This window comes from Roseomonas sp. OT10 (genome assembly GCF_020991085.1).
GTDB lineage: Bacteria > Pseudomonadota > Alphaproteobacteria > Acetobacterales > Acetobacteraceae > Roseomonas > Roseomonas cutis.
The window spans coordinates 5052789-5077383 of the sequence record NZ_CP087719.1 but is presented as its reverse complement, the minus strand read 5'-3'; the positions used below and the strand labels follow the sequence as shown (position 1 = coordinate 5077383).

21 protein-coding genes are annotated in these 24595 nt (G+C 72.8%); 8 read left to right on the top strand and 13 right to left on the bottom strand.

The window, feature by feature from the left end; all coding sequences use genetic code 11:
• Positions 1–22 precede the first annotated feature (22 nt).
• The 5 genes from LPC08_RS23100 (at position 23) to LPC08_RS23080 (ending at position 5740) form a co-directional block, all read left to right on the top strand.
• Entirely contained in the window at positions 23–970 is a 948-nt protein-coding gene (locus LPC08_RS23100) for an ABC transporter permease (protein ID WP_230450568.1), read from the top strand.
• A gap of 1 nt (position 971) precedes the next feature.
• Positions 972–2825 (top strand): dipeptide/oligopeptide/nickel ABC transporter permease/ATP-binding protein, encoded by a 1854-nt coding sequence (locus tag LPC08_RS23095; protein ID WP_230450567.1) that lies wholly within the window; start codon positions 972–974, stop codon positions 2823–2825.
• Positions 2826–3183: 358 nt separating this feature from the next.
• Positions 3184–4170 carry an ABC transporter ATP-binding protein gene (locus LPC08_RS23090; RefSeq protein WP_230450566.1) on the top strand — a complete coding sequence of 329 codons (987 nt, stop codon included), beginning with the start codon at positions 3184–3186 and terminating at the stop codon, positions 4168–4170.
• 84 nt (positions 4171–4254) lie between these two features.
• The gene (locus LPC08_RS23085; RefSeq protein WP_230450565.1) at positions 4255–4677 is read left to right on the top strand and encodes a Rid family hydrolase; all 423 of its coding nucleotides are present in this window, start codon (positions 4255–4257) and stop codon (positions 4675–4677) included.
• A gap of 121 nt (positions 4678–4798) precedes the next feature.
• On the top strand, positions 4799–5740 hold the full coding sequence (locus LPC08_RS23080) for a LysR family transcriptional regulator (protein ID WP_230450564.1): 942 nt from the start codon (positions 4799–4801) through the stop codon (positions 5738–5740).
• Positions 5741–5793: 53 nt separating this feature from the next.
• On the opposite strand, the gene LPC08_RS23075 is transcribed toward LPC08_RS23080, so the two are convergent.
• Genes LPC08_RS23075 through LPC08_RS23065 form a run of 3 tightly spaced genes read right to left on the bottom strand, consistent with a single transcriptional unit; the run spans position 5794 to position 9171 of the window.
• Complete coding sequence (locus tag LPC08_RS23075; RefSeq protein WP_230450563.1) at positions 5794–6861, bottom strand: Gfo/Idh/MocA family protein; 1068 nt, start codon at positions 6859–6861, stop codon at positions 5794–5796.
• Positions 6858–7892 (bottom strand): Gfo/Idh/MocA family protein, encoded by a 1035-nt coding sequence (locus LPC08_RS23070; protein ID WP_230450562.1) that lies wholly within the window; start codon positions 7890–7892, stop codon positions 6858–6860. Before LPC08_RS23070 ends, LPC08_RS23075 begins: the two co-directional genes overlap by 4 nt.
• A complete protein-coding gene (locus LPC08_RS23065; protein ID WP_230450561.1) occupies positions 7885–9171 on the bottom strand; it encodes an ABC transporter substrate-binding protein in 1287 nt (428 codons plus the stop codon). The genes LPC08_RS23070 and LPC08_RS23065 overlap by 8 nt, the downstream gene beginning before the upstream one ends.
• Before the next feature lie 164 nt (positions 9172–9335).
• On the opposite strand from LPC08_RS23065, the gene LPC08_RS23060 reads away from it, so the two are divergent.
• On the top strand, positions 9336–10574 hold the full coding sequence (locus LPC08_RS23060; RefSeq protein ID WP_230450560.1) for a Gfo/Idh/MocA family protein: 1239 nt from the start codon (positions 9336–9338) through the stop codon (positions 10572–10574).
• Between the two features lie 346 nt (positions 10575–10920).
• Here the strand turns inward: LPC08_RS23060 and LPC08_RS23055 are convergent, their stop codons facing one another.
• The 10 genes from LPC08_RS23055 to LPC08_RS23010 all read right to left on the bottom strand — a co-directional run bounded on the left by LPC08_RS23055 (position 10921) and on the right by LPC08_RS23010 (position 21154).
• On the bottom strand, positions 10921–11973 hold the full coding sequence (locus LPC08_RS23055) for an ABC transporter ATP-binding protein (protein WP_230450559.1): 1053 nt from the start codon (positions 11971–11973) through the stop codon (positions 10921–10923).
• Positions 11970–12857, bottom strand: a complete 888-nt coding sequence (locus LPC08_RS23050) for a carbohydrate ABC transporter permease (protein ID WP_230450558.1) — start codon at positions 12855–12857, stop codon at positions 11970–11972. The genes LPC08_RS23055 and LPC08_RS23050 overlap by 4 nt, the downstream gene beginning before the upstream one ends.
• Positions 12850–13794, bottom strand: coding sequence for a carbohydrate ABC transporter permease (locus LPC08_RS23045; protein WP_230450557.1), 945 nt, complete (start codon positions 13792–13794; stop codon positions 12850–12852). Before LPC08_RS23045 ends, LPC08_RS23050 begins: the two co-directional genes overlap by 8 nt.
• Before the next feature lie 179 nt (positions 13795–13973).
• A complete protein-coding gene (locus tag LPC08_RS23040; protein WP_230450556.1) occupies positions 13974–14954 on the bottom strand; it encodes a Bug family tripartite tricarboxylate transporter substrate binding protein in 981 nt (326 codons plus the stop codon).
• A gap of 28 nt (positions 14955–14982) precedes the next feature.
• Positions 14983–15804, bottom strand: coding sequence for a sugar phosphate isomerase/epimerase family protein (locus LPC08_RS23035; RefSeq protein ID WP_230450555.1), 822 nt, complete (start codon positions 15802–15804; stop codon positions 14983–14985).
• Positions 15805–15814: 10 nt separating this feature from the next.
• On the bottom strand, positions 15815–16975 hold the full coding sequence (locus LPC08_RS23030) for a dihydrodipicolinate synthase family protein (RefSeq protein ID WP_230450554.1): 1161 nt from the start codon (positions 16973–16975) through the stop codon (positions 15815–15817).
• A 5-nt stretch (positions 16976–16980) separates the two neighbouring features.
• Positions 16981–18135: a Gfo/Idh/MocA family protein gene (locus LPC08_RS23025; protein ID WP_230450553.1), complete on the bottom strand. Its 1155-nt coding sequence runs from the start codon at positions 18133–18135 to the stop codon at positions 16981–16983.
• 61 nt (positions 18136–18196) lie between these two features.
• Complete coding sequence (locus LPC08_RS23020; protein WP_230450552.1) at positions 18197–18832, bottom strand: TetR/AcrR family transcriptional regulator; 636 nt, start codon at positions 18830–18832, stop codon at positions 18197–18199.
• Positions 18833–18944: 112 nt separating this feature from the next.
• The gene (locus LPC08_RS23015; RefSeq protein WP_230450551.1) at positions 18945–19946 is read right to left on the bottom strand and encodes a Bug family tripartite tricarboxylate transporter substrate binding protein; all 1002 of its coding nucleotides are present in this window, start codon (positions 19944–19946) and stop codon (positions 18945–18947) included.
• Positions 19947–19981: 35 nt separating this feature from the next.
• Positions 19982–21154: an enolase C-terminal domain-like protein gene (locus LPC08_RS23010; protein ID WP_230450550.1), complete on the bottom strand. Its 1173-nt coding sequence runs from the start codon at positions 21152–21154 to the stop codon at positions 19982–19984.
• Between the two features lie 274 nt (positions 21155–21428).
• Here LPC08_RS23010 and LPC08_RS23005 point away from each other — a divergent pair, with 274 nt between their 5' ends.
• Both LPC08_RS23005 and LPC08_RS23000 read left to right on the top strand, forming a co-directional pair.
• Entirely contained in the window at positions 21429–22418 is a 990-nt protein-coding gene (locus LPC08_RS23005) for a LacI family DNA-binding transcriptional regulator (protein WP_230450549.1), read from the top strand.
• Positions 22419–22509: 91 nt separating this feature from the next.
• Positions 22510–24339, top strand: coding sequence for an ABC transporter substrate-binding protein (locus tag LPC08_RS23000; RefSeq protein ID WP_230450548.1), 1830 nt, complete (start codon positions 22510–22512; stop codon positions 24337–24339).
• Positions 24340–24595 lie beyond the last annotated feature (256 nt).

Here is a 24595-nt window from a genome sequence, read left to right as displayed (position 1 = left end):
CGGCGGGGGCGGGGCGCGGCTGATGCTCTGGGTGCTGCGCCGGATCGGCATCGCCCTGGCCCTGCTCTGGCTGGTCAGCAGCATCGTCTTCCTGTCGCTGCACATGGTCCCGGGCGACCCGGCGGAGCTGCTGCTCTCCGCCGGCGGCGCCCCCGACCCGGCCGCGGTGGCGGAGCTGCGCGAGCGGCTGGGGCTGGAACGGCCGTTGCTGGAGCAGTACGGCAGCTTCCTCGGCGGGTTGCTGCGGGGGGATCTCGGCACCTCGCTGGTGGACGACTACCCGGTGGCACAGGAGATCGCGCTCCGCCTGCCGCGCACGCTGGAGCTGATCCTCGCCGGCACGGTGCTGGCCCTGCTGGTCGGCATGCCGGCCGGCATCGCCGCGGCGCTGCACCGGGGCAGCGCCTTCGACCGCATCGCCTCGGCCGTGGCGGCCTTCCTCCTGGCCCTGCCGGTCTTCGTGGTGGGCACGCTGCTGGTGCTGGTGCTGGCGCAGATGCTGCGCGTCATGCCCGCCGGCGGCTACGTGCCCCTGGCCCGCGACCCGGCGCAGCACCTGACCCTGCTCGCCCTGCCGGCCATCGCCATCGCCAAGGGGATGGCGGCGGTGGTCTTCCGCATGACGCGCGCCGCGGTGCTGGACACGCTGGGCAAGGACTTCATCCGCACCGCCCGGGCCAAGGGGCTGGCGCCGCGCCGCATCCTGCTGCGCCACGTGGTCCGGAATTCGCTTACGCCCGTGCTGACGGTGCTGGCCTTGCAGATGGGCTCGCTGCTCGGCGGCACGGTGCTGGTCGAGTACGTCTTCAACTGGCCCGGCCTCTCCACCCCGTTGCTGCGCGCGGTGGAGGCGCGGGACTATCCGATGGTGGTGGGCATCGTGCTGGTCATCTCGGGCCTGTTCCTGCTGATCAACCTGGTGACGGACCTGCTCTATGCCGCGCTCGACCCGCGCATCCGGGCGGCCTGAGATGCGCAGGCTCTGGCTTCCCGGCGGCGCGGTCGCCCTGATCATCCTGCTGGCGCTGGCGGCGCCGCTGCTGGGCCTGCCCGACCCGGTGCGGCAGGACATCGCCCGCCGCCTCGCCGGCCCCATGCTGGGCAGTCCGCTGGGGCGGGACGAGTTCGGCCGCGACGTGCTCTCCCGCCTCGTCTGGGGCGCGCGCACCAGCCTGTCCGTCGCCTTCGCCTCGGCGCTGATCGCGGGGGTGCTGGGCACGGCGCTCGGCCTGCTGGGCGGCTGGTTCCGCGGCCTGGGCGAGGTCCTGGCGGTGCGCAGCATGGACGTGATCCTGTGCTTCCCGCCCGTGCTGCTGGCGCTGCTGGTGGTCACCCTCGCCGGGCCCGGGGCGGGCACGCTGGTGCTGGTGCTCTCCGTGCTCTACCTGCCCGGCTTCGCCCGCGTGACCTATGCGGAGGTGCTCTCGGCCCGCGAGCACGACTACGTGGAAGCCGTCCGGGCGCTGGGCGCCCCCACCGGGCGCATCCTGCTGCGCACCGTTCTGCCCAACGTGGCCGGACCGGTGCTGGTGCAGTTCTCGCTGGCCGTCGCGGCGGCGGTGGTGCTGGAGAGCGGGCTCTCCTTCCTCGGCCTGGGCGTGGTGCCGCCCGCCCCCTCCTGGGGGCTGATGATCCGCGGCGCGCGGGCCACCATGGAGCAGGCGCCGCTGCTGCTGCTCTGGCCCTGCCTGGCGCTGACCCTGACCATCCTGGCGATGAACCTGCTCTGCGACGCGCTGCGCGACGCGGTGGACCCGCGCACCCCGTCCGGCCACCGGCCGCTGCGCCTGGCCGAGCGGCTCCTGCCCGGGCTGCTCCCCGCGCCGCGCGCCCCCGCCGCGGCGGAGACGGTGCTGGAGGTGCGCGGCCTGACGGTGGAGATCGCCACCCCGCGCGGCCCGATCCGCCCGGTGCAGGACGTCTCCCTCTCCGTCCGTGCCGGCGAGACCCTGGCCGTGGTGGGCGAGAGCGGCTCGGGCAAGTCCGTCACCGCGACCGCGGTGATGGGGCTGCTGCCGCCCGTCGCCGTGCCGGTGGCGGGCGAGGCCTGGTTCGGCGGCCGCGACCTGCTGCGGACGGAGGAGGCGACGCTGCGCAGGTTGCGGGGCGGCGCCATGGCCATGGTCTTCCAGGACCCGATGAGCAGCCTGAACCCCGTCCACCGCGTCGGCGACCAGGTGATCGAGGCGATCCAGGCGCACCAGGGCCTGCCCGCCGCCGAGGCGCGCGCGCTGGCCGAGGCGCTGTTCCGGCAGGTCGGCATCGCCGATCCCGCCCGCCGCCTGCGCGCCTTCCCGCACGAGATGTCGGGCGGCATGCGCCAGCGCGTGATGATCGCCATGGGCCTCGCCAACCGGCCGAAGCTGCTGATCTGCGACGAGCCGACCACGGCGCTGGACGTGACGGTGCAGGCGCAGATCCTCGACCTGCTGCGCGCCCTGCAGCGGGAGACGGGCACGGCGATGGTCTTCATCACCCACAGCCTGGGCGTGGTGGCGGAGATCGCGGACCGCGTCGCGGTGATGTATGCCGGCCAGATCGTCGAGCAGGGCAGCGTGGCCGAGGTCTTCGAGCGGCCGCTGCACCCCTACACCCGCGCCCTGCTGGCCGCGGTGCCCGAGGGCGACGAGCTGCCCGCGGGGATTCCGGGCGTGGTGCCGCCCCCCTACGCCCTCCCGCCCGGTTGCCGCTTCGCGCCGCGCTGCCCGCATGCCATCGCCGCCTGCTCCGCCGCCCCGCCCGCGCTGGAGGCGCCCGGCGCCGGTCGCGAGGTGCGCTGCATCCGCTGGCACGCGCTGGCCGCGGTGCCGGAGGCGGTGGCGTGAGGGCGGCACCGGCCCCCGGCGGAGGCCCCGACGCAGCGCGTCGAGCCCCCGATACCCCCTCCGCCGGGGGCGCCCCGGCCCCCGGACCCCGGCGGGAGGCCGGCGCCGCGTGGCAAGGTGCAGGCCTGCGAACTGAAGCCGGAGGGCGCGCGGTCAGGCGGGGCCCAGGAACAGACGAATGCCGGCAGCGGGCGAGGCGCCCGAATACGCCGGAGGCCCATGGCCTCGGGCGCATCGACCTCGTCGCAGGCTGTCCCGCGGCAGCACCCCCTGGGTCCAGGGCCCGCAGGGTCCCGGCGGAGTGGGGGTATCGGGGGCGAGGCGAAGCCTTTCCCCCGGGGGCCGGGGAGTCCACCGCATGAGCGAGGCGCTGATCGAGGCCAGGGAGCTCGCCAAGACCTTCCCGGCGCGCGGCATGCTGCGGCGCGGCAAGCCGGTGCAAGCGGTGCGGCGGATCGACGTGAGCGTGGCGCGCGGCGAGGCGCTGGGGGTGGTGGGCGAGAGCGGCTCGGGCAAGAGCACGCTCGGCCGCCTGCTGCTGGGCCTGCTGCCGGCGACGGGCGGCACCATGCGCTTCGACGGCCAGGCCATGGAGGGGATCTCCGGCACGGAGTGGCGGCGGCTGCGGCGGCGGATGGGGCTGGTGTTCCAGGACCCGTTCGGCAGCCTCGACCCGCGCCGGCGGGTGGGCGAGCAGATCGCCGACGGCCTCGCGATCCACGGGCTGGCGCCCGCGGCCGAGCGCCCGGCGCGGGTGGCGGCGCTGCTGGCGCAGGTGGGGCTCGATCCGGCGCACGGGCAGCGCTTCCCGCACGAGTTCTCGGGCGGGCAGCGGCAGCGCATCGGCATCGCGCGCGCCCTGGCCACGCAGCCCGAATTCCTGGTGCTGGACGAGCCGGTCTCGGCGCTGGACGTCTCCATCCAGGCCCAGGTGCTGCAACTGCTGGCCGAGCTGCGGCGCGAGCTGTCGCTCGCGATGCTGTTCATCAGCCACGACCTGCCGGTGGTGGCCAGCCTCTGCGACCGGGTGGTGGTGATGTATCTCGGCCGGGTGATGGAGGAGGGACCGTCGCGCCAGGTCTTCGCCCGGCCGGCGCATCCCTACAGCCGGGCGCTGATCTCGGCGACGCCGATGCTCGACCCGTCGCGGCGGACGGCGCGCATCCTGCTGCCGGGCGACCCGCCCAGCCCGGCCAACCCGCCATCGGGCTGCGTCTTCCGCACCCGCTGCGCCCATGCGCGCGACGCCTGCGCGGAGACGGTGCCGGAGCTGCGTCCCTTCGGCGGGAACGGGCAGCGCGTCGCCTGCATCCGGGCGGAGGAGATCGCCGAAGCGGCGGCGTGATAGCTGTTATTGGCTCGGCGGCGCTGATCCCCGGGCCGGCCGGCCGCTAGGCTCGCGACCTATCCGGAGAGGACAGATTCCCCCATGGTCGACGTCGTCAAGGTCAAGTCCGGCAGCAAGTTCGAGGATTCCCAGAACTACTCGCGCATCGTGGCGGTGGGCGACCTGATCTTCGTGTCCAACACCGCCGGCATCGACTACGCGACCCGTCAGATCTCGCCCGATGCGGGCGAGCAATGCACGAAGGCGCTGCAGAACATCGAGCGCGCCCTGGCCTCGGTCGGCGCGACCATGGCCGACATCGTGAAGGTGGTGAAGCACATCCCCAACCGCGAGGACAAGGACAAGGTCGGCGAGGCCTTCGCCCGCGCCTTCCAGGGCATCGACCCGACCTCGACCACGCTCTGCACGCCGCTCGCGAGCGACATCTACAAGGTCGAGCTGGAGGTCATCGCCTATCGCGGCGCCGGCAAGGCCGGGCAGCAGCGGCTGCGCATCACCGTCTGACGGCCCTCGGCCTCCTCGCCCCCGCCGGCCCGGTGCGGCCCGCCGTGCCGCCCCGGCGGGACATGTTGCGGCCCGACGCGGCCCGGCGGCATCATCCCGCCCGCTTCCAGGGAACGCGGCGATGAACCAGCGCGACCTCGAATGCTTCGTGAAGGTCGTGGACGCCGGCAGCTTCTCGCAGGCCGCCATCCTGCTCGGCCGCCCGCAGCCGGCGCTGAGCCGGCATATCCGCGACCTGGAGACGGACCTCAACACCACCCTGCTGTACCGCAACGGCCGCGGCGTGGTGCTGACCGAGGCCGGGCGCCGGCTCTATACCCGCGCCACCACGATCCTGACCCAGATCGCCGAGGCGCGGGCGGAGGTGATGGCGCGGGGCGGGCTGACCGCGGCGAGCATCGGCATGCCGGCCAGCCTCAGCCGCATCCTCGCCGCGCCGCTGGCGGCCGCGCTGGAGGCGGCGCATCCGGGCATCGGCCTCCGCTTCACCGACGCCTGCAACGGCCACCTGCTGGAGTGGCTGGCGGACAGTCGCCTGGACGTCGCCCTGCTCTACGCCACGGAAGCGTCGCAGCGGCTGTCCGCCGAGCCGCTGATCAGCGAGCCCATGCACCTCATCCGGCGGGCCGGCGGGGAGAGGGCGCCGGCCACCGTGCCGGCCGCCGGGCTGACGGCGCACGCCCTGGTGCTGCCGGGTCGGCAGCACGGGCTGCGGCAGCAGGCCACGCTCTGGGCCATGCGCAACGGGATCGAGCTGCGCATCCGCGCGGAATGCGACGGCTTCGCCTCCCTGCTGGAACTGGTCATGAGCGGCGTCGGGGCGACGATCCTCCCGGCCACCTCGGTGCGGCTGGAGATCGAACGCGGGCTGCTGCAGGCCTCGCTGATCGTGGACCCCGTCTTCTCGCGCCAGATCGTCCTGGCCACGCCGGCCAACCGGCCCAGCATGAAGGACCTCCTGCGCGCCATCAGGCGACAGGTCCGCGGCCTGGACCAGGCGACCGGCTGGAGCGCCGTGGAGCCGCCGGCACCGCAGGGCGGGCAGGTCACCGGGCCGTCGTGACGCCGCCCGCGGCCTGTCCCGTGGCAGGGGACCCGCTGCCCGGGCGGTGACGCCTATCGCGGCTGCCAGCCGCCGTAGCGCGGGTGCTCCGGCCCGATCGGCAGCGTCACCCGGCTGCCGGTGGCGGCGGAGTGGTACAGCGCCGTCAGCAGCTCCAGCGAGCGCCGCGCATCGGCCAGGGTGACGGGCAGCGGGCCGCCGCTGTCCAGCGCCTCGGCATAGGCGCGCATCTGCCCCTCGAAGCGCGGCGGTACCTCCTCCCAGCCCTCCAGCAGCGCGTCGATCCGCGCCTGCACCGCCGGGCCCGCCGCGGTGATCGTCCAGGGGCCGTCGCCGGGACGGTAGGGGGAGAGGGTGCTCTCGAAGGTGACGTTCTCGAAGCACAGCCGCAGCCGGGTGATCTGCACCTGCGAGCCGATGGTGGCGGAGAGCGCGACCAGCGCGCCCGAGCGCATCACCAGCGAGGCGACGGCGCAGTCCTCCACCTGGATGTCGTTCACCCGCGTCGCCGTCTCGGCAAAGACGCTGCCGACCTCGCCCATCAGCTCGCAGAGCAGGTCGTGCGGGTGGATGGCATGGGTGACCAGCGTGCCGCCCAGCTCCGTCTCCCACTTCCCGCGCCAGGGCACGGCGTAGTAGTCGGCGCCGCGCAGCCAAGCGGTCTCCACCGTGCCGAGATGGGGCTTCCCCGCGATCCCCGCATCGATGATCGCCTTCGCCCGCGCCACGCCGTCGCCCCAGCGGTACTGGAAGATCGGCATCACCCGGCCGCGGGCGCGGGCCTCGGCCGCGATCACCTCGTCCGCGTCGCGCAGGCTGCCGACCAGCGGCTTCTCGCAGATCACCTGCTTGCCCGCCTCCAGCGCCGCCAGCATCATCGGCTTGTGCACGGCGGGCGGGGTGCAGATGTCCACCACCGCCACGTCGGGCATCCGCAGCACCTCGGCGAAGTCGGTCACCGCGCGCGGGATGCCGAACTCGGTGGCGAAGGGGCGCAGCCGCTCCGGGTTCAGGTCGCAGACCGCCACCACCTCGAAGCGGTCGCGGTGCGGCAGGTAGCCTTCCAGCATGTGGTTGCGGCCGATGCCGCAGCCCACCACGGCCACCCTGTGCCGCGTCACGCGCGCTGCCCTTCCGTCATCGCCTCGGCCATCCTTTGGGCCGTCAGCGCCAGCTCCATCGCCTTGAAACAGCGCGCCTGCGGCATCGCCGTCTCTGTGCGGTCGCGCAGGTCGGCGGCGAACTGCCGGCCGAAAGGCAGCTCCACCCCCGAGCAGTCGATGTGCCGCATGCCCTGCCGGTCCACCAGGAACAGGTGGTCGCCGCCCGGCCGCCCGGCGATGTCCACGTATTTCCGCAGCTCGATGTACCCCTCGGTGCCGAGGATGGTCAGCCGCCCGTCGCCCCAGACCGGCAGCCCGTCCGGCGTGTACCAGTCCACCCGGACATAACCGGTGGCGCCGCCGCCGCGCAGGTGGAAGTCGCCGAAATCCTGCAGCCCCGGCCGGTCCGCATTGGCATGGTTGCCGATCGTGGCAGAGAGCACCTCCGCTTCCGTCGTGTCGGCGAAGAACAGGAACTGCTCGCACTGGTGGCTGGCGATGTCGCATAGGATGCCGCCATAGCGCGCCCGCTCGAAGAACCAGCCCGGCCGGCTGGGCTTGCGCAGGCGGTGCGGGCCGAGGCCGACGGTGTTGACCACCTGCCCGATGGCGCCGGCGCGGACCAGCTCGCCCGCCTGCACCGTGGCGCGCTGCTCGAAATGCTCGGAGTAGAGGATGGAATAGATCCGCCCCGTCTCCGCCTGCACCCGCCGCACCTCGGCCAGCTCGTCGAGCGAGACCATGCCCGGCTTGTCGGAGAGGTAGTCCTTGCCGTGCCGCATCGCGCGCAGCCCCAGCGCCGCCCGGTCGCCCGGGATGCCGGCGCTGACGATCAGCGCGACGGAGGGGTCCTCCAGCAGCCGGCGCTCGTCCTCCACCCGGGGGATGTCCGGGTGGTGGGCGGCGAAGGTCGCGGCGACGTCGTCCTCCGCCGCGAAGAAGCCCACCGGCGCGCCGCCCGCGTCGCGCATCGCGCGGACCTGGCCGTTGATGTGGTCGTGGTTCGGCGCGATGACCGCGAAGCGGAAGGCGGGCACGGCGTCAGCCACGGCTGAGGATGTCGTTGGCCTCGGAGACGAACTGCTGCGCCGCCACGCGCGGGGTCTGGCGGCCGAAGCCCACCTGCTCGCCGATGCGGCGCAGCAGGAAGGCGATCTCGCCCGCGCCCTTCGGCGGCGGTGGCGGGATCGGCCCGGCCAGGGGGGTGACGAGGTCGATATAGGCGACCTGCATCTTGCCCAGCTCGTCCAGGCTGCCGTCCAGCGCCGCGCGCTGCCGCGGATCGACCAGCACGCCGCGCTCCACGCCCAGCGCCTTGGCGGCCTCCGGATCGGTGACGAAGAAGTTCAGCAGCTTCACCGCCTCCTCCGCCCGGGGCGTGCGCGCATAGATGCTGAAGAACTGCGACGGCTTCAGGTAGTGGCCCGGCTTCGCGCCCGGCCCCCCGTTCGGCAGGGTGGTGATGGCCAGCTTGTTGCGGTTGATCTGCTGGTAGCCGACGAGCTGGTTGGAATGCGGGTAGGCGATGGCCGCGCGGCCGAGCGAGAGCGGGTTGGTCTCGATCGTGTCCTTGTCCAGCGCCTGGATGTCGGCGGGGACGCAGGCCTTGCGCTTGCGCGCGTCGGACCAGAAGGTCAGCCACTCCTCGGCCTCCGCCACGCCGAAGCCCAGCTTCTCCTCCGCCGTGTAGAGCGGCCTGCCCTTCTGGCGCAGGAAGTACTCGAACATCGGCTCGCGGTCGGTGCCGTCGGCCAGGCCGTAGAAGTCGGGGCGGTTCACCTTGCGGGTGATCTCCTCGCCCTTCGCCACCAGCTGCTCCCAGGTGGTCTCCGGGCTCGGCTCGGCGATGCCCAGCTCGGTCAGCAGGGTGCGGTTGTAGATCGTCGTGCTGGCATTGTTGCCCAGGTTGACGCCATAGAGCTTGCCGTTGGCCCGGCCCACGTCGAGCCCCGCCTTGTCCCAGCCGCCGATGTCCAGCGTCGCGGGGATGAAGCGGTCCAGCTCCAGCAGCGCGTTGCGGCGCGCGTATTCGAACAGGTAGCGATAGTCCATCTGGAACATGTCGGGCGCGTTGCGGCCCACGGTCTGCGTCGCGAGCTTCGTCCAGTAGTCGCCCCAGCCGACGCTTTCCCCGTCCACCGTCACGTGCGGGTAGCGCGCGGTGAAGAGGGCGTTCGCCTTCATGGTGCGGTCGGACCGCTCCCGCGATCCCCACCAGAAGGTCCGCAGGCGCACCGCCGCCTGGGCGCGCGCGGCTTCGGGAAGCAGGAACGGTGCGCCAAGGCCGAGCCCGAGGCCGGCGGACAGCATCTGCCTTCTCGTGGACATCAAATCCTCCTCGGCGTCCCCTTGGGAGGATCGCCATAAGTAACTGGTTGGTTCTATGCTGCCCGATGGCGCCCGGATTTGGAAGAGCGCGATGGGCCTCCGCCACGCCCGGACAGGGTGGGCCAGGAGGGATGGGCCAAGAAGGGTGGGCAAGAGGGGTGGGAATGCTTCAGGAGGTCAGCCCGCGGAACCGGATGGCCCTGGTCGGCACCGGGCACCGCGGCACGGGGATGTGGGGGAAGGAGTTGCTGGGCCGCTTCGGCGACCAGCTCGACCTGGTCGGGCTGTGCGACCTGAACGAGCTGCGGGCGCACCGCTCGCAGCGCGCGATCGGCACCAACGCGCCTGTCTTCACCGATTTCGACGCGATGCTGCGCGAGGTCCGGCCGGGCACCGTCATGGTCTGCACCCGCGACGACACGCATGACGAGCTGATCGTGCGCGCGCTGGAGGCGGGAGCGGACGTCATCACCGAGAAGCCGATGTGCACCACCGCCGCCAAGGCGCGCAGCATCCTGGAGGCGGAGGCGCGGACGGGCCGACGGGTGAACGTCGCCTTCAACTACCGTTACGCGCCCTTCGCCGCGAAGATCAAGGAGCTGCTGCTCTCCGGCGTGATCGGGGAGGTGGTGTCGGTGGACTTCCACTGGTACCTGAACACGAAGCACGGCGCCGACTACTTCCGCCGCTGGCACGCCTACGAGGCGAATTCCGGCAGCCTCTTCGTCCACAAGGCGACGCACCATTTCGACCTGCTGAACTGGTACATCGCCGCCGAGCCGGTGGAGGTCTTCGCGCGCGGCGCGCTGCGCCACTACGGCCCGAACGGCCCCTTCCGCGGCGAGCGCTGCCGCACCTGCCCGCATGCCGGGGAATGCGACTTCTTCCTCGACATCTCAGCCGATCCCTGGCTGGAGATGCTGTACGAGGACCCGTCGCGCGAGGACGGCTATGTCCGCGACGCCTGCGTCTTCCGCGAGGACATCGACATCTACGACACGATGAGCGCCTCGCTCAGCTACGCCAACGGCGTGCAGGTCAGCTACTCCCTCAACGCCTGCATGCCGATCGAGGGCCACCACCTGGCCTTCAACGGCCGCAGAGGCCGCATCGAGATCCGCCACCGCGAGACCCAGCCCTTCCCCATCCCCGAGTTCGACGAGATCCTGGTGATGCCGAACTTCGGCGAGGCCCAGCGCCTGCGCATCCCCCGCGAGCATGGCGGCCATTTCGGCGGCGACCGGCGCCTCCAGGCCATGCTGCTGGACCCCACCCTGCCCGACCCGCTGCACCAGCGCGCCGGCGCGCGGGCGGGGGCGCTGTCGGTGCTCTGCGGGGTCGCCGCGGTGGAAAGCGTGAAGACGGGACGTGCGGTGCCGGTGGCCGCGCAGCTCGGCGGGTAGATTCGTGTTCCCCGGGGGGAAGGCTCCGCCTTGCCCCCCGATACCCCCCATCCGCCAGGAGCAGAGCCCCTGGACCCCCTGGGGGCTGCCGCGGGACAGCCTGACACGGGGTCAAGGCGCCGGAGGCCCATGGCCTTCGGCGGGATACGCCGCCTCGCTTGCTGACAGCTTCCTGTTTTTTCAGGGCCCCGCCTGACCGCTCGCCCTTCGGGTTCAGCCCGCTGGCTGATCTTCAACCACGCAGAGCCAAACTCCGCCGGGGTCCGGGGGCCGGCTCGCCCCCGGCGGATGGGGTATCGGGGAAGGCAGAGCCTTCCCCGGGGAACGGGCGCAACGCCCCGAGATGTCACGGGCGCGCCGCGTTTCCCCCATCCGGCAGGAAGACGTGGCACAGCGCGGGATCGCAGTGCAGCGGCAGGCTGTCGCCGATGCCGATGTGGCGCTGGCCTTCGAGCTGGACGGTGATCGGCTGGCCGTCGGGCATGGTGCCGTAGACGAAGGAGGCGGCGCCGAGCTGTTCGACCAGTTGCACGCGCGCCTCGCCCAGGCGCAGGCCGAGTGGGTCGGTGCTGATGTGTTCCGGGCGGACGCCGAGGGTCACTTCCCCGGCCGGGGCGGGCAGCGGCAGGGCGCGGCCGCCCAGCTCCAGCCCGCCCTGGCCGGCGGTGGCGCGGAGGAAGTTCATCTTGGGGCTGCCGATGAAGCCCGCGACGAACTGGTTGGCGGGGCGATTGTACAGCTCCAGCTGCGTGCCGATCTGCTCCACCTGGCCGGCGCGCAGGACGACGATCTTGTCGGCCAGCGTCATCGCCTCGACCTGGTCGTGGGTGACGTAGATCATGGTGGAGCCGAGGTCGCGGTGCAGCTTGGCGATCTCCACCCGCATCTGCACGCGCAGCTCCGCGTCCAGGTTGGACAGCGGCTCGTCGAACAGGAAGATCCCCGGCTCGCGCACGATGGCGCGGCCGATCGCCACGCGCTGGCGCTGCCCGCCCGAGAGCTGCTTCGGCTTGCGCTGGAGCAGGTGGTCGAGCTGGAGGATGCCGGCGGCGCGGCGGACGCGGGTCTCGATCTCCGCCTTGGGCATTCCCGCCGTCTCCAGCGCGAAGGCCATGTTCTTGTAGACGTTCATGTGCGGGTACAGGGCGTAGGACTGGAAGACCATGGCGATGCCGCGCGCCGCGGCAGGCACGTCGTTCATCACCTGCCCGTCGATCCGCAGCCGGCCGCCGGTGATCGGCTCCAGCCCCGCGATCATGCGCAGCAGGGTGGACTTGCCGCAGCCGGAGGGGCCGACGAAGACCACGAACTCCCCGTCCGCGACGTGCAGGTCCACGCCCCGGATCACCGCCAAGTCGCCGAAGCGCTTGGTGACGTTCTCCAGGCTCAGCGCGCTCATCGCTTCATCCCCGTGGTCGCGATGCCCTCGATGAGCAGCCGCTGGAAGAACAGGAAGAACAGGAAGACGGGGATCAGCCCCAGCACGGACATGGCGAAGAGCCCCGCCCAGTCGCTCTCGCCGCCGCCGTCCACGAAGGCGCGCAGGCCGATCTGCACGGTGTAGGAGGCCATGTCGTTCAGGTAGATCAGCGGGCCGAAGAAGTCGTCCCAGGTCCAGATGAAGGAGAAGATCGCCGCCGTCGCCAGCACCGGCAGGGAGAGCGGCAGCATCACCTTCCAGTAGATCCGCCAGGGCGAGCAGCCGTCCATCATCGCCGCCTCGTCCAGCTCCTTCGGGATGCCGCGGAAGAACTGCACCATCAGGAAGATGAAGAAGGCGTCGGCGGCGAGGAACTTCGGCACCACCAGGGGCAGGATGGTGTCCACCCAGTCCAGGTTCAGGAACAGCAGGTATTGCGGGATCAGCGTGACATGGTGGGGGATCATCAGCGTCCCCAGCATCAGCGCGAAGAGGATGTTCCGTCCGGGGAAGCGCAGCCGCGCGAAGGCGAAGGCGGCCAGCGAGCAGGAGACGACGTTGCCGATCACCGACAGCACGGCGATGACGGCGGAGTTCCAGAAGAACACCCCGAAGGAGACGCGCAGCCCGTTCCAGCCGCGGATATAGGCAGACGGGTCGAGCCCGGGCGGGATGACGGAGATGCTGCCGAAGATCTGATCCGGCTGCTTGAAGGAGGAGGCGAACATCCACAGCAGCGGGTAGAGCATCACGAAGGCGGCCGCGCCCAGCGCCAGGTGGCGCAGCACGGCGCGCAGCGGCGAGGGCGCATGGCCGATCGCCGCCTCGGCATCGACCGCGCCATGGGGGGCGGCGTCACTCATCGTAGTGCACCCAGAAGCGCGCGGAGAGGAAGGAGAGGGCAGTGAAGCCCGCCACGATCAGCACCAGGATCCAGGCGAGCGCCGAGGCGTAGCCCATGCGGAAGAAGCCGAAGGCCTCCTGGTACAGGTAGAGCGTGTAGAACAGCGTGGCGTTCACCGGCCCGCCCGTGCCATCGGAGATGATGTAGGCGGGGGTGAAGGCCTTGAAGGCGTCGATCACCTGCACGACGGCGTTGAAGAACACCACCGGGGTCAGCAGCGGCAGGGTGATGCGCCAGAACTGCCGCGCGCGGGAGGCACCGTCGAGGCTTGCCGCCTCGTACAGGTCCTGCGGGATCTGCCGCAGCCCGGCGAGGAAGATGATCATCGGGCTGCCGAACTGCCAGATGCCCAGCACCACCAGCGTGTAGAGCGCCGTGTCGGGATCGGCGATCCAGGCCGGGCCGTGGATGCCGACGAGGGCGAGGATCTGGTTCAGCAGCCCGTTGCGCGAGAAGATCTCGCGCCACAGCACGGCGATCGCCACCGACCCGCCGAGCAGCGAGGGCAGGTAGAAGATGGCGCGATAGACGGTCAGCCCGCGGATGCCCTTGTTCAGCACCATGGCGACCGCCAGCGCGAAGGCAAGCTTCAGCGGCACGGTCAGGGCGACATAGGTGAAGGTGACGCCGAGCGAGGCGCTGAACTTCGCATCCGCCGTGGCGATGCGGACATAGTTCGCCGCCCCGATCCAGCGCGGCTCCGTCAGCAGGTCGTAGGAGGTGAAGCTGAGGTAGAGCGAGACCAGCGCCGGCCCCAGGGTCAGCCCGAGGAAGCCGACCAGCCAGGGCAGCAGGAACAGGTAGCCCGCATAATCGTGCAGCCACCGGCGCCGGGCCGGGCGGGCCGCGCCGGCCGGCGCCCAGCCGGCGAGGCTAGGCGTGCCGACGCCGGCCATCGCCGCACCCCTCATGGTCGAGCATGGTGTCGTTTCCCCTGTCGTCCGCCGGCCCGCTGTCCGGGCCGGAGGCGCGGCGTCTCGCCTGGCGCCGGACGCCACCGGTTCGTTGCGCCGAGGCTAGGAAGCGGCCTTCCCACCTGTCAAGAAAAGCCCCGGCAACGTCCGCTGCCACGGCGTCAGTTCACGGTGATCCGCGCCTCGCGCACCACCTTGCCCCACTTCGCCACGTCGCGCGCCAGCACGGCGGAGAGCTCGGCGGGGGTGGAGGAGACCGCGTCGGCACCCGCCGCGGCCAGCCGCTCCTGCACGTTGCCCTCGGCCAGCACCTCGCGCGCCACCAGGCTGAGGCGCTCCACGGCGGCGGGCGGCGTGCCGGCAGGGGCCATGACGGCACCCCAGGAGGTGGCCTCCGCGCCGGGCAGGCCGATCTCCGCCATGGTCGGCACCTCGGGCAGCAGGACGGAGCGCTTCGCGCCCGTCACCGCCAGCGCCCGCACCTTGCCGCCCTGCACCATGCCGATGGCCGAGGGGAGCTGGTCCAGCATGAACTGCACGTTGCCCGCGACGGTGTCGTTCAGCGCCGGCGCGCTGCCGCGATAGGGCACGTGCAGCGGCTGCACCCCGGCGGCGAGGCGGAACAGCTCCGCCACCATGTGGGTCGAGGAGCCGGAGCCGGCGGAGCCGTAGCTGACTTTCCCCGGATTCTCCTTCAGCAGCGCGACGAATTCCTGCGCCGTGCGCGCCGGCACGGAGGGGTTCACGATCAGCAGGTGGTCCGTGCCGAAGGCCATGGAGACCGGCGCGAGGTCGCGCACCGGGTCGAAGCCCATATTGGTGTAGAGGTGCTGGTTGATGGTCAGCGTGCCCATCGTGCCCATCAGCAGCGTGTGCCCGTCGGGGGCGGCGCGCACCACGGCCTCCATGCCGATGTTGCCGCCCGAGCCGGTGCGGTTCTCCACCACCACGGGCTGGCCCAGCTTCGCCTGCATGCGCTCCGCCATCACCCGCGCCACCACATCCGTGGCGCCGCCGGCGGGAAAGGGAACCACGAAGCGGATCGGATGGGCGGGCGCCCATCCCCCCTGGGCCGTCGCCCGGGTGGCGAGCAGCGGCATGGCCAGCAGGCCGGTGGCGAACAGGCGGCGTCGCGTCGTCATTCTCGTGTCTCCTCCGGAACCGCAGGGGTCAGCAGACAGCGGCATGGCGTTCCTTCAGCAGCGGCAGCACCTCGTCCGGGTCTTGCGCCCACCAGCGGCGCGACAGGATCTCCACCTCCGCGCCGCCGGGCCAGCCGGCGGCCTCGGCCATGGCGCGGATGGCGGGGATGTCGATGACGCCATCGCCGGGCAGGCCGCGGTCGAACACCGTGTCCGTCGTCGGCACCAGCCAGTCGCAGGTGTGGAAGCCGGCGATGCGCCCGGCGGCGCGCGCCATCTGCCGTGCCAGGTCGGGGTCCCACCAGACGTGGTAGACATCCACCGCGACCCCCGTGCCCTCGCCCAGCGCGTCGCAGAGGTCCAGCGCCTGGCCGAGCGTGGAGAGCACGGAGCGGTCGGCACAGGTCATCGGGTGCAGCGGCTCCAGCGCCAGGGTCACGCCGGCCGCGCGCGCCTCCGGCAGGATCGCGGCCAGCCCGTCGGCCACCATCGCCCGCGCGCCGGGGAGGTCCTTCGAGCCCGGCGGCAGCCCGCCGCAGACCATGACGAGGCAGCGCGTGCCGATCGCATGCGCCTCCGCGATGGCGCGGCGGTTGTCCTCGATCGCGGCGGCGCGGCCGGCGGCATCGGCGGCGGTGAACAGGCCGCCGCGGCACAGGCCGGTGACGCGCAGCCCGGCGTCGCGGATGCGGCGCGCCGCCTGCTCGACCCCCATGGCCTGCAACACGTCGCGCCAGGGCGAGATGCCGGGAATGCCGTGGCGGGCGCAGCCCTCGATGCATTCGGCCAGCCCCCAGCGCTCCTTCACCGTGACGGTGTTGAGCGAGAGCGGCCCGGGATCGGTCCTCATGCCACGCCCCTCACGACACGCCGTGTACGGCGAGGAGCTGGCGCATGCGGCTGGCCGCCAGCTCCGGGTCGCGCAGCAGCCCGGCCTGGTCGGCGAGGCGGAACAGCTCGGCGAAGTGCCGGATCGAGCGTGCCGATTGCTGCCCGCCGACCATGACGAAATGATCCTGGTGCCCGTTCAGCCAGGCCATGAACACGACGCCCGTCTTGTAGAAGCGGGTGGGCGATCTGAAGATATGGCGCGACAGCGGCACGGTCGGGGCCAGGATGTCGTGGAAGGTCGAGAGGTCGTTGCGCGACAGCGCGGCCAGCGCCCCGCCCACCGCCGGGGCGATCGGGTCGAAGATGCCCAGCAGCGCGTCGGAATGGCCCTGGGCATCGCCCGCGATCAGCTCGGCGTAGTGGAAGTCGTCGCCCGTGTACATGCGCACGCCGGCGGGAAGCCGCTGGCGCATGGCGATCTCCTTGCCCTTGTCGAGCAGGGAGATCTTCACCCCGTCCACCTTGTCCGCATGGGCGGCGATGACGTCGAGCGCGACCTCCATCGCCGCCATGTGGTCAGGATGGCCCCAGTAGCCTTCCAGCGCCGGGTCGAACATCTCGCCCAGCCAGTGGATGATGACCGGCTCCCGCACCTGCGACAGCACGCGGTCGTAGACGCGGACATAATCCTCCGGCCCGCGCGCGGCCTTCGCCAGGGCGCGCGAGGCCATCAGGATGATGCGCCCGCCCATGCCCTCCACGGCGGCGCACTGCTCCTCATAGGCGCGGATCACCGCGTCCACGGTGACGTCGGGCCCGGGGGCGAGGTGGTCCGTGCCGGCGCCGGAGGCCATCACCGCGCCCGGCACGTCGCGCATGGCATCGAGCGAGCGGCGGATGAGCTGCTGCGCCCCCGCCCAGTCGAGGCCCATGCCGCGCTGGGCGGTGTCCATCGCCTCCGCCACGCCCAGGCCCAGCGACCAGAGGTACCTGCGGAAGGCGATGGTGCGGTCCCAGTCCACCGCCACGTCCAGCCAGGGGTCGTGCTCGGCGAGCGGATCGGCGACGACATGCGCAGCCGCGAGCGCCACGCGCGGAAAGGGCGGCCGCGCCACGGGGAAGTCGCGCGGGGCGGAGGTGGCGAAGGGCGCGAGGCCGCCTTCCGCCGTGGGCAGGTTCAGCACCGGCATGGCGCTCAGACCTCCAGCGTCGGCAGGTCGATCCAGCGCCGCTCGGCCCAGGATCGCAGCCCCGCCTCGGCGAGCTGCACGCCCTTCGCCGCCGCCAGCAGGTTCCACTGGAACTCCGGCAGGTCGCCCGCGACGTGGCGCAGGAACAGCTCCCACTGCGCCCGGAAGCCGTTGGGATAGGGCTGGGTGTCGGGAATCTCCTCCCATCCGGCGAAGAAGTCGATGGTCTGCGGCGTGTCCGGGCTCCAGACGGGCTTGGGCGTGTTCACCCGCGCCTGCGTGCGGCACTGCATCAGCCCCGCCACGGCGGAGCCGTGCGTGCCGTCGACGTGGAAGGTCACGAGGTCGTCGCGCCGCACCCGCGTCGTCCAGGAGGAGTTGATCTGCGCGACGATGCCGCCCTCCAGCTCGAAGGTGGCATAGGCCGCGTCGTCCGCATCGGCGCGATAGGGCCGGCCGCGCTCGTCGCGCCGCTCGGGGATGTGGGTGGCGCCGAGGCAGGAGACGGCCTTGGTCTCGCCGAACAGGTTGTCCAGCACGTAGCGCCAGTGGCAGAGCATATCGAGGATGATGCCGCCGCCCTCCGCCTTCTTGTAGTTCCAGCTCGGCCGCTGGGTCGGCTGCAGGTCGCCCTCGAAGACCCAGTAGCCGAACTCGCCGCGCACGGAGAGGATGCGGCCGAAGAAGCCGCTGTCGATCGCCATCTTCAGCTTCAGCAGCCCGGGCAGGAACAGCTTGTCCTGCACCGCGCCGTTCTTGATGCCCGCCTGCTTGGCCAGCCGCGCCACGTCCAGCGCGTCCTCCAGATTGTCGGCGGTCGGCTTCTCCGTATAGACGTGCTTGCCCGCGGCAATGGCGCGGCGGATCAGCCCCGCGCGCATCTGCGTGGTGCCGGCGTCGAAGAAGATCTCGTCGTCCGGGTTGGCCAGCGCCGCGTCCAGGTCGGTGCCGACCCGCTCCACCCCGTGCGCCCGGGCCAGCGCCTCCAGCCTCTCGCGGTCGCGGCCGACCAGGATCGGGTCGGGCATCAGCCGGTCGCCATTGGCCAGCGCCACCCCGCCATCCTTCCGGATCGCCGCGATGGAGCGGATGAGATGCTGGTTCATCCCCATCCGGCCCGTCACGCCGTGCATGATCAGGCCGATGCGGCGCTGCGCCATGAACGCTCTCCCCGTTTCTTAGGTAACTTGGTGGTTACCTAAGCGGCGGGGGAGCGCCGGGTCAAGGGCGAAGATAGCCCAGCACCACCTCCACGCAGTGCGCCTCCCGCGCCGCCAGCGCCGCCTCGGCCGAGAGGTCGGTGCGGAAGATGGTGGAGAGGGTGAAGCGGTTGGCGACGAAGAAATGCCCCAGCGCCACCAGGGTCACGTAGGTCTGCAAGGGGTCGGCATCGCGCCGGAACACCCCTGCCTCCGCCCCGCGCGCCAGCACCTGGCGCACGGATTCCAGCAGCGGCGAGTAGAGCGCCTGCACCGCCTCCGACCGGCCGAGATAGGCGGCGCGGTGGACGTTTTCCTGGTTCAGCAGGGCGACGAATTCCGGGTGCCGCGCCGTGTAGCGCAGGTTGAAGCGCACCAGCCGCGCCATGGCCTCCGCCGGCGGCAGGTCGGCCACCTCCAGGGCGCGCTCCTCCTCCCGCTTGGCGGCATAGGCGCGCTCCAGCACCGTCAGCCACAGCTCCTCCTTGGAGCCGAAATAGGCGTAGAGCATCCGCTTGTTGGCGCCGGCCCGGGCGGCGATCTCGTCCACCCGCGCCCCGGCCAGGCCCTTCTCGGCGAATTCGGCCAGGGCGGCGTCCAGGATGCGCTGGCGGGTGGCGGCGGCGCGCGTGCCGCGGGGGATGACGGGGGTGTCCATGCGCGGCAGGATCGGCCGGGCGCGGCGCGAAGGCCACCCTCCGCTTCCGGCGCGCCAGCCGGCGGCACAGGTCGCCCCGCGATGGGGGCCGCCCCCGCCGGCCGGCGCGCCGCTACTCCACGCGGATGCCGGCGACCCGCACCACCTCGGCGAACTTGGCCTGCTCGCTGCGGATCAGGGCGGCGAACTCGTCCGGCCCGCGGGCCCAGACCTCGACGCCCTGGCGGCGGATGCGCTCGGCCGTGTCGGGCGCGGTGACGATGCGCAGGATCTCGCGCGACAGGCGCTCGCGCACCGGGGCGGCGACACCGGCGGGGGCGACGAAGCCGAACCAGACGTACATCTCATAGCCCGGCACGCCCGCCTCCTGCAGCGTCGGCACCTCCGGCAGCGCCGGGTCGCGGGCGGAGCCGGTGACGGCCAGGGCCTTCAGCGCGCCGGATTGCAGGTGCGGCAGCAGGTTCGGCACGCCCTCGAAGGCGATGGGGATGTCGCCGGCCAGCAGGGCGGTCACCACCGGCGCGGCGCCGCGATAGGGGACATGGGTGATGTCCACCCCGGCGCGCAGCTTCAGCAGCTCGAAGGCGAGGTGCGTGCTGCCGCCGCTGCCGGCGCTGGCATAGTCGAGCCGGCCCGGCCGCGCCTTCGCCAGGGCCAGCAGCTCCTGCACGGAGTTCACGCCCAGCTTCGGCGAGACCACCAGCACCGTCATGATGCGCGCGCAGACGGCCAGCGGCGCGAGGTCCTTCAGCGGGTCGTAGCCGGCATTGGGGTAGAGTGCCGGGTTGATCGCCAGGGTCGCGGTGTTGGCGATGCCCAGCGTCTGCCCGTCCGGCCGCGCCTGCGCCACCTCCCGCGTGCCGAGCGAGCCGCCGGCGCCGGCGCGGTTCTCCACCACGCAGGGCTGGCCGAGCGCGGGGGTGAGCTGGTCCGCCACCAGCCGCGCCAGCGCGTCGTTGAAGGCGCCGGGCGGCGCCGGCACGACGATGCGCACGGGGCCGGTGGGCCAGCCGGCGCCCTGGGCCCCGGCGGGCCGCGCGGCCGGCGGCGCCAGGCCGCCCAGGACCCCGGCAGCAGCGGCGGCGAGGATGCCGCGTCGATGGGTGGCCTGCATGTCGTTCTTCCCTCCCCTTCCCCCGTCCCGCGCCGTCAGGGGCGCATCGCGGCGATGTCGTCCGGCGTGGCGCCCAGCCCGAAGCCGGGCGCGTCGCTCGGCTCCAGCCAGCCGTCCCGCGGCACCGCCATGCCGGGGAAGAGCCGCGTCTCGGCCAGCGGCACCCCGGGCGGCGTGCCGAGGAAGAACTCGCCCATCGGCGAGCCCGGCACGGCAAGGCCGAAATGCTGCCCGTAGGGCGTGTTCATCCCCGCATGCGGGATCACCGGAATGCCCGCGGCATCGGCGATGGCCGCGATGCGCAGCAGCCCCGTCATCCCCCCGGCCCAGCCGATATCCGGCTGGAACACGTCTACCCAGCGCCCCGCCGCCGCCTGGGCGAAGGGGGCGGGGGTGTACCAGTGCTCGCCCGTGGCGAGGCCCATCCAGGGCAGGCGGCGGCGCAGCGCGGCCTGGCCGTCGAGGTCGTCGGGCAGCAGGCAGTCCTCGATCCAGCGCAGCCCGTAGGGGCGCAGCCGCCCGGCCAGCCGCACGGCGTAGTCCAGGTCGAAGGCCATCCAGCAGTCGAGCATCAGCTCCACCCGCGGCCCGACCAGCTCCCGCGTGCGGGCCACCAGCGCCTCGTTCGCCTCCAGCCCCTCCAGGCCGTCGGCCGGGCCGTGCGGGCAGGCCAGCTTGGTGGCGCGGAAGCCCAGCTCCATGTGCCAGTCGGTGTCGTTGCCGGTGGCGTAGCAGGGGATGCGCGGGCGCGACGGGCCGCCGATCAGGCTCCAGACCGGCTGGCCCAGCACCTTGCCCTTCAGGTCCCACAGGGCGAGGTCGATGGCGCTGATCGCATAGGTGCCGAGCCCGGCCGGGCCATAGGGCGAGGCGGCGCGGCCCATCATGTCCCACAGCCGCTCCGTGGCCAGCGCCGGCTCCCCGACCAGGAGCGGGCCGAGATGGCCGTTGACCGTCTCGATCACCGGCGCGCCGTAGCGGCTGACGCCGAAGCCCCAGCTGCCGTCGCTGGCCGTGACCAGGCAGCCCACCCCGGGCCAGGAGGGCCGCCAGGCGGCGCGCAGCCGCTTGAAGCGGGGGTGGCGGGACATCGGGCCGGCGACCTCCGCCGCCGCCGTCCAGGCCGGGCGGCGCGGCGCCGTGGTGCCGGGTCCGCCGACGAGGTCGCTGCGGATGGCGAAGGCCTCGACCCGCGCGATGGTCAGCACGGGCGGTCCGTCCCGGCCCGTCCCCCGTCCCCGCCCTGGACGTCCTCGCAGCCTGGCACAGCGCGCCTCCCCTTGAATTAGCGCTAACATGACCGGCATGGCCGCGGCCGTAAAGGGCGAAGCCGGGCCGGATAGGCCGGCCGGCTTCCTTGCCAGCCCCCGGCCCCGGCGGCACCCTCCCCCGATGGCCGGCCCCCCCGACCCATCCCCCGATCCCGCTCCGGATCCATCCCTGAGGCCACCCCGGCCGCGCCGGTCGCGCGGCACGGGCCGCGTGCGCATCGAGGACGTGGCCCGCCTCGCCGGCGTCTCCGCCCAGACCGTCTCCCGCGTCCTGCGCGACCCCGAACGGGTGAGCGAGCCGGTGCGCGCCAGCGTCCGCGCCGCGGTCGCCCAGGCCGGCTACGTGCCCAACCTCGTCGCCGGCTCGCTGGCCTCCAACCGCAGCCGCATCGTGGCGATCATCGTCCCCACCCTGGCCAATGCCGTGCATGCCGGCTCGGTCGAGGGGCTCTCCGACGCGCTGCACGCCGCCCGGCACGAGGTGCTGGTGGGCACCACCGGCTACGACCGCGACCGCGAGCGGGCGGTGGTGCGCGCCTTCCTCGGCCGGCGGGTGGACGGGCTGGCCATCGCTGGCGGCGTGCTGGACCCGGAGGCGGCCGTGCTGCTGCGCGCGGCCGCCATCCCCACCGTCCAGCTCTGGGAACTGCCCGAGGCGCCGGTGGACATGGCCGTGGGCGTGCGGAACCGCGAGATCGGCATGGCGGTGGCGCGGCACCTGGCCGGGCGGGGGCGGCGGCGCCTGGCGGTGGTGGGGCATGCCGCCGCCTCGGACACCCGGGCCGCCGACCGCGTCGCCGGCTTCGTGGCGGAGGCGCAGCGCCTCGGCCTGCCCGAGCCGCTGCGGCTGCAGACCGCGCGCCCCTCCGCCCTGAAGGAGGCGGCGGCGCTGCTGGAGCCGCTGCTGCGCGGGGCCGCGCCGGCCGAGGCGGTGTTCTGCGCCGGCGACCAGATCGCCATCGGCCTGCTGCTGGGCGCGCGCCGCGCCGGGGTGGCGGTGCCGGAGCGGCTGGCCATCGTGGGCGTGGGCGACAGCGACCTCGCCGCCCTGGTCTCCCCCGCGCTGACCACGGTGCGCATCCCGCGCTACGAGATGGGCTTCGAGGCCGGGCGGATGCTGCTGCGCCGCCTGCAAGGCGAGACGGTGGAACCCCGCCGGGTGGATCTCGGCTTCGAGCTGATGGTGCGGGAGTCCGGCTGACCGGAACGGGTTTGACAGCGGCTTCGTCGCCGCCCTAGCGTGTTAGCGCTAAATCGCCGATCCGGAAAGCGACGGCGGGAGGAGGACGGCCATGGCCAGGACCGGCATGCCCCTGGAATCGCCCCGCGGCACATCGCGGAGGTCGGGCAAGGGCCGCGCGCCGCTGCCCGGCCGGCGGCTGGTCCTGTCCCTCGGCCTCGCGCTCGGCCTCGCCGGGCCCGCCGTGGCCCCCGCCATGGCCCAGGACCTCCGCCCGGTGCCGCGCAACCGCACGCTGATCACCCAGGGCTGGGACCTCTACAACCAGGTGCCCTCGCCCACGAACCTCAGCCCGTACAACGGCGTGCTGCTGCACGCGCGCAACGTGCTGCACTACACGGTCAACGAATCCCTCGCCTACACCAACCACATCACCAACGAGATCATCCCCTGGCAGGCGGAGAAGCTGGAGACCAGCGCCGACTTCCGCGAGGTGACGGTCACGCTGCGCCCCGGCGTGCGCTGGGCCGACGGGCAGCCGATGACCGCCGAGGACGTGGTCTTCACCATCGACACGCTGAAGGCCAACGCGCCCGGCATGGTGATGTCCGGCCCGATGCGCGACTGGGTGGAGAGCGCCACCGCCACCGATGCGCGCACCGTCCGCATCCGCCTGACCCGTCCCAATCCGCGCTGGGCGCAGGACACGCTGGCCACCGGCCAGACCACGCGCTTCGTCGTGCTGCCGAAGCACATCTGGGCCGGGAAGGATGCGGCGAGCTTCGGCTTCCTCGACATCGCCCAGGGCTGGCCCGTCGGCACCGGCCCCTATCGCGTGGTGCGCAGCGACGCCAACGGCATCGTCTTCGACCGGCTGGAGCGCTGGTGGGCGGTGGAGGCCGGGCTGGTCCCCGCCCTGCCGGCGCCGGAGCGCATCGTCTACCGCCCCGCCACCGTCGAGGCGCTGCCGCAGCTCTTCGCCGCGGGCGAGATCGACATGGGCCGCGCCCTGCAGGCGGGCGAGTTCGAGGCCGCCCGCGCCCGCAACCCACGCCTCGTCACCTGGGCGACGAAGGGGCCGGTCTGGGGCGTCAGCGCCGCCTGCCTCAACCGCCTCGCCTTCAACAACCAGGCGGCGCCCTTCGACAAGGCACCGGTGCGCCAGGCGATCGCCGCGCTGATCGACCGCGACCAGATCGTGGAGCTGGCCTGGGAAGGCGCCTCCCCCGCGGCGCTCGCGCCCTTCTCCTCCTTCGGCGGCGTGCAGGCGCATGTCCGCCCCATGGAGGCGATGATCCGCGAGGCCACCGCCTCGCCCGACCGACCGCGCGCCGAGCGGCTGCTGACCGAGGCAGGCTTCCGGCGCGGCCCGGACAACCGCTGGCGCCAGCCGGACGGCCAGCCCTGGCAGGTGACGATCATGGCCCGCCAGGGCGCGCCCATCGCGCCGGTGGTCGCGCGCCAGCTCCAGTCCTTCGGCATCGACACGGTGTTCCGCCCGATGCAGGACGCGCCCTATTTCGACGCGATCAACGGCGGCGGCTTCACCGCCGTGCTCTTCGACCATTGCGGCAGCCTCTACGATCCGTGGCAGACGCTGGAGCACTTCCACTCCAAGTACGCCGCCGCGCCGGGGGCGCGCATCCCGAACCTGCGCGCCATGACGCGCTACGCCAACCCCGAGCTGGACGCGCTGCTGGACCGCATGGAGGCCCGCGCGCCGCTGCCGCAGGATGCGGAGTACCAGGCGCTGGTCCGCGACGCGACGCGCATCGTCCTGCGCGACATGCCCCAGGTGGTGCTGACGGAGGAGATGTACCCCGTCACCTTCAACACGACCTACTGGACCGGCTGGCCCAGCGCCGCCGACCCCTACGTCGCCCCCTTCGCCGCCTGGGACGGCTTCGCCCTGGTGGTGCACCGGCTGCGGCCGCGTTCGTGAGGCGTGGCGCTGTCCCCCGGGGAGAAGGCGCTGCCTTCTCCCCGCTACCCCTCATCCGCCAGGAGCAGAGCCCCTGGACCCGCATTCACGGGGCGTGGTCGCGCCGGGGAGCATGGCTCCCCGGCGACGGCGGCGGCAGCCAAAGCGGCCTTGAGGGATCGTCTGGTGCCCCGCCTGTCCACGCTTTCCCTGGGTTCCACCCTCGCCTGACGGCTTCCGCGAGGGCCAACTCCCGGCGGGGCCCGGGGGGATACGA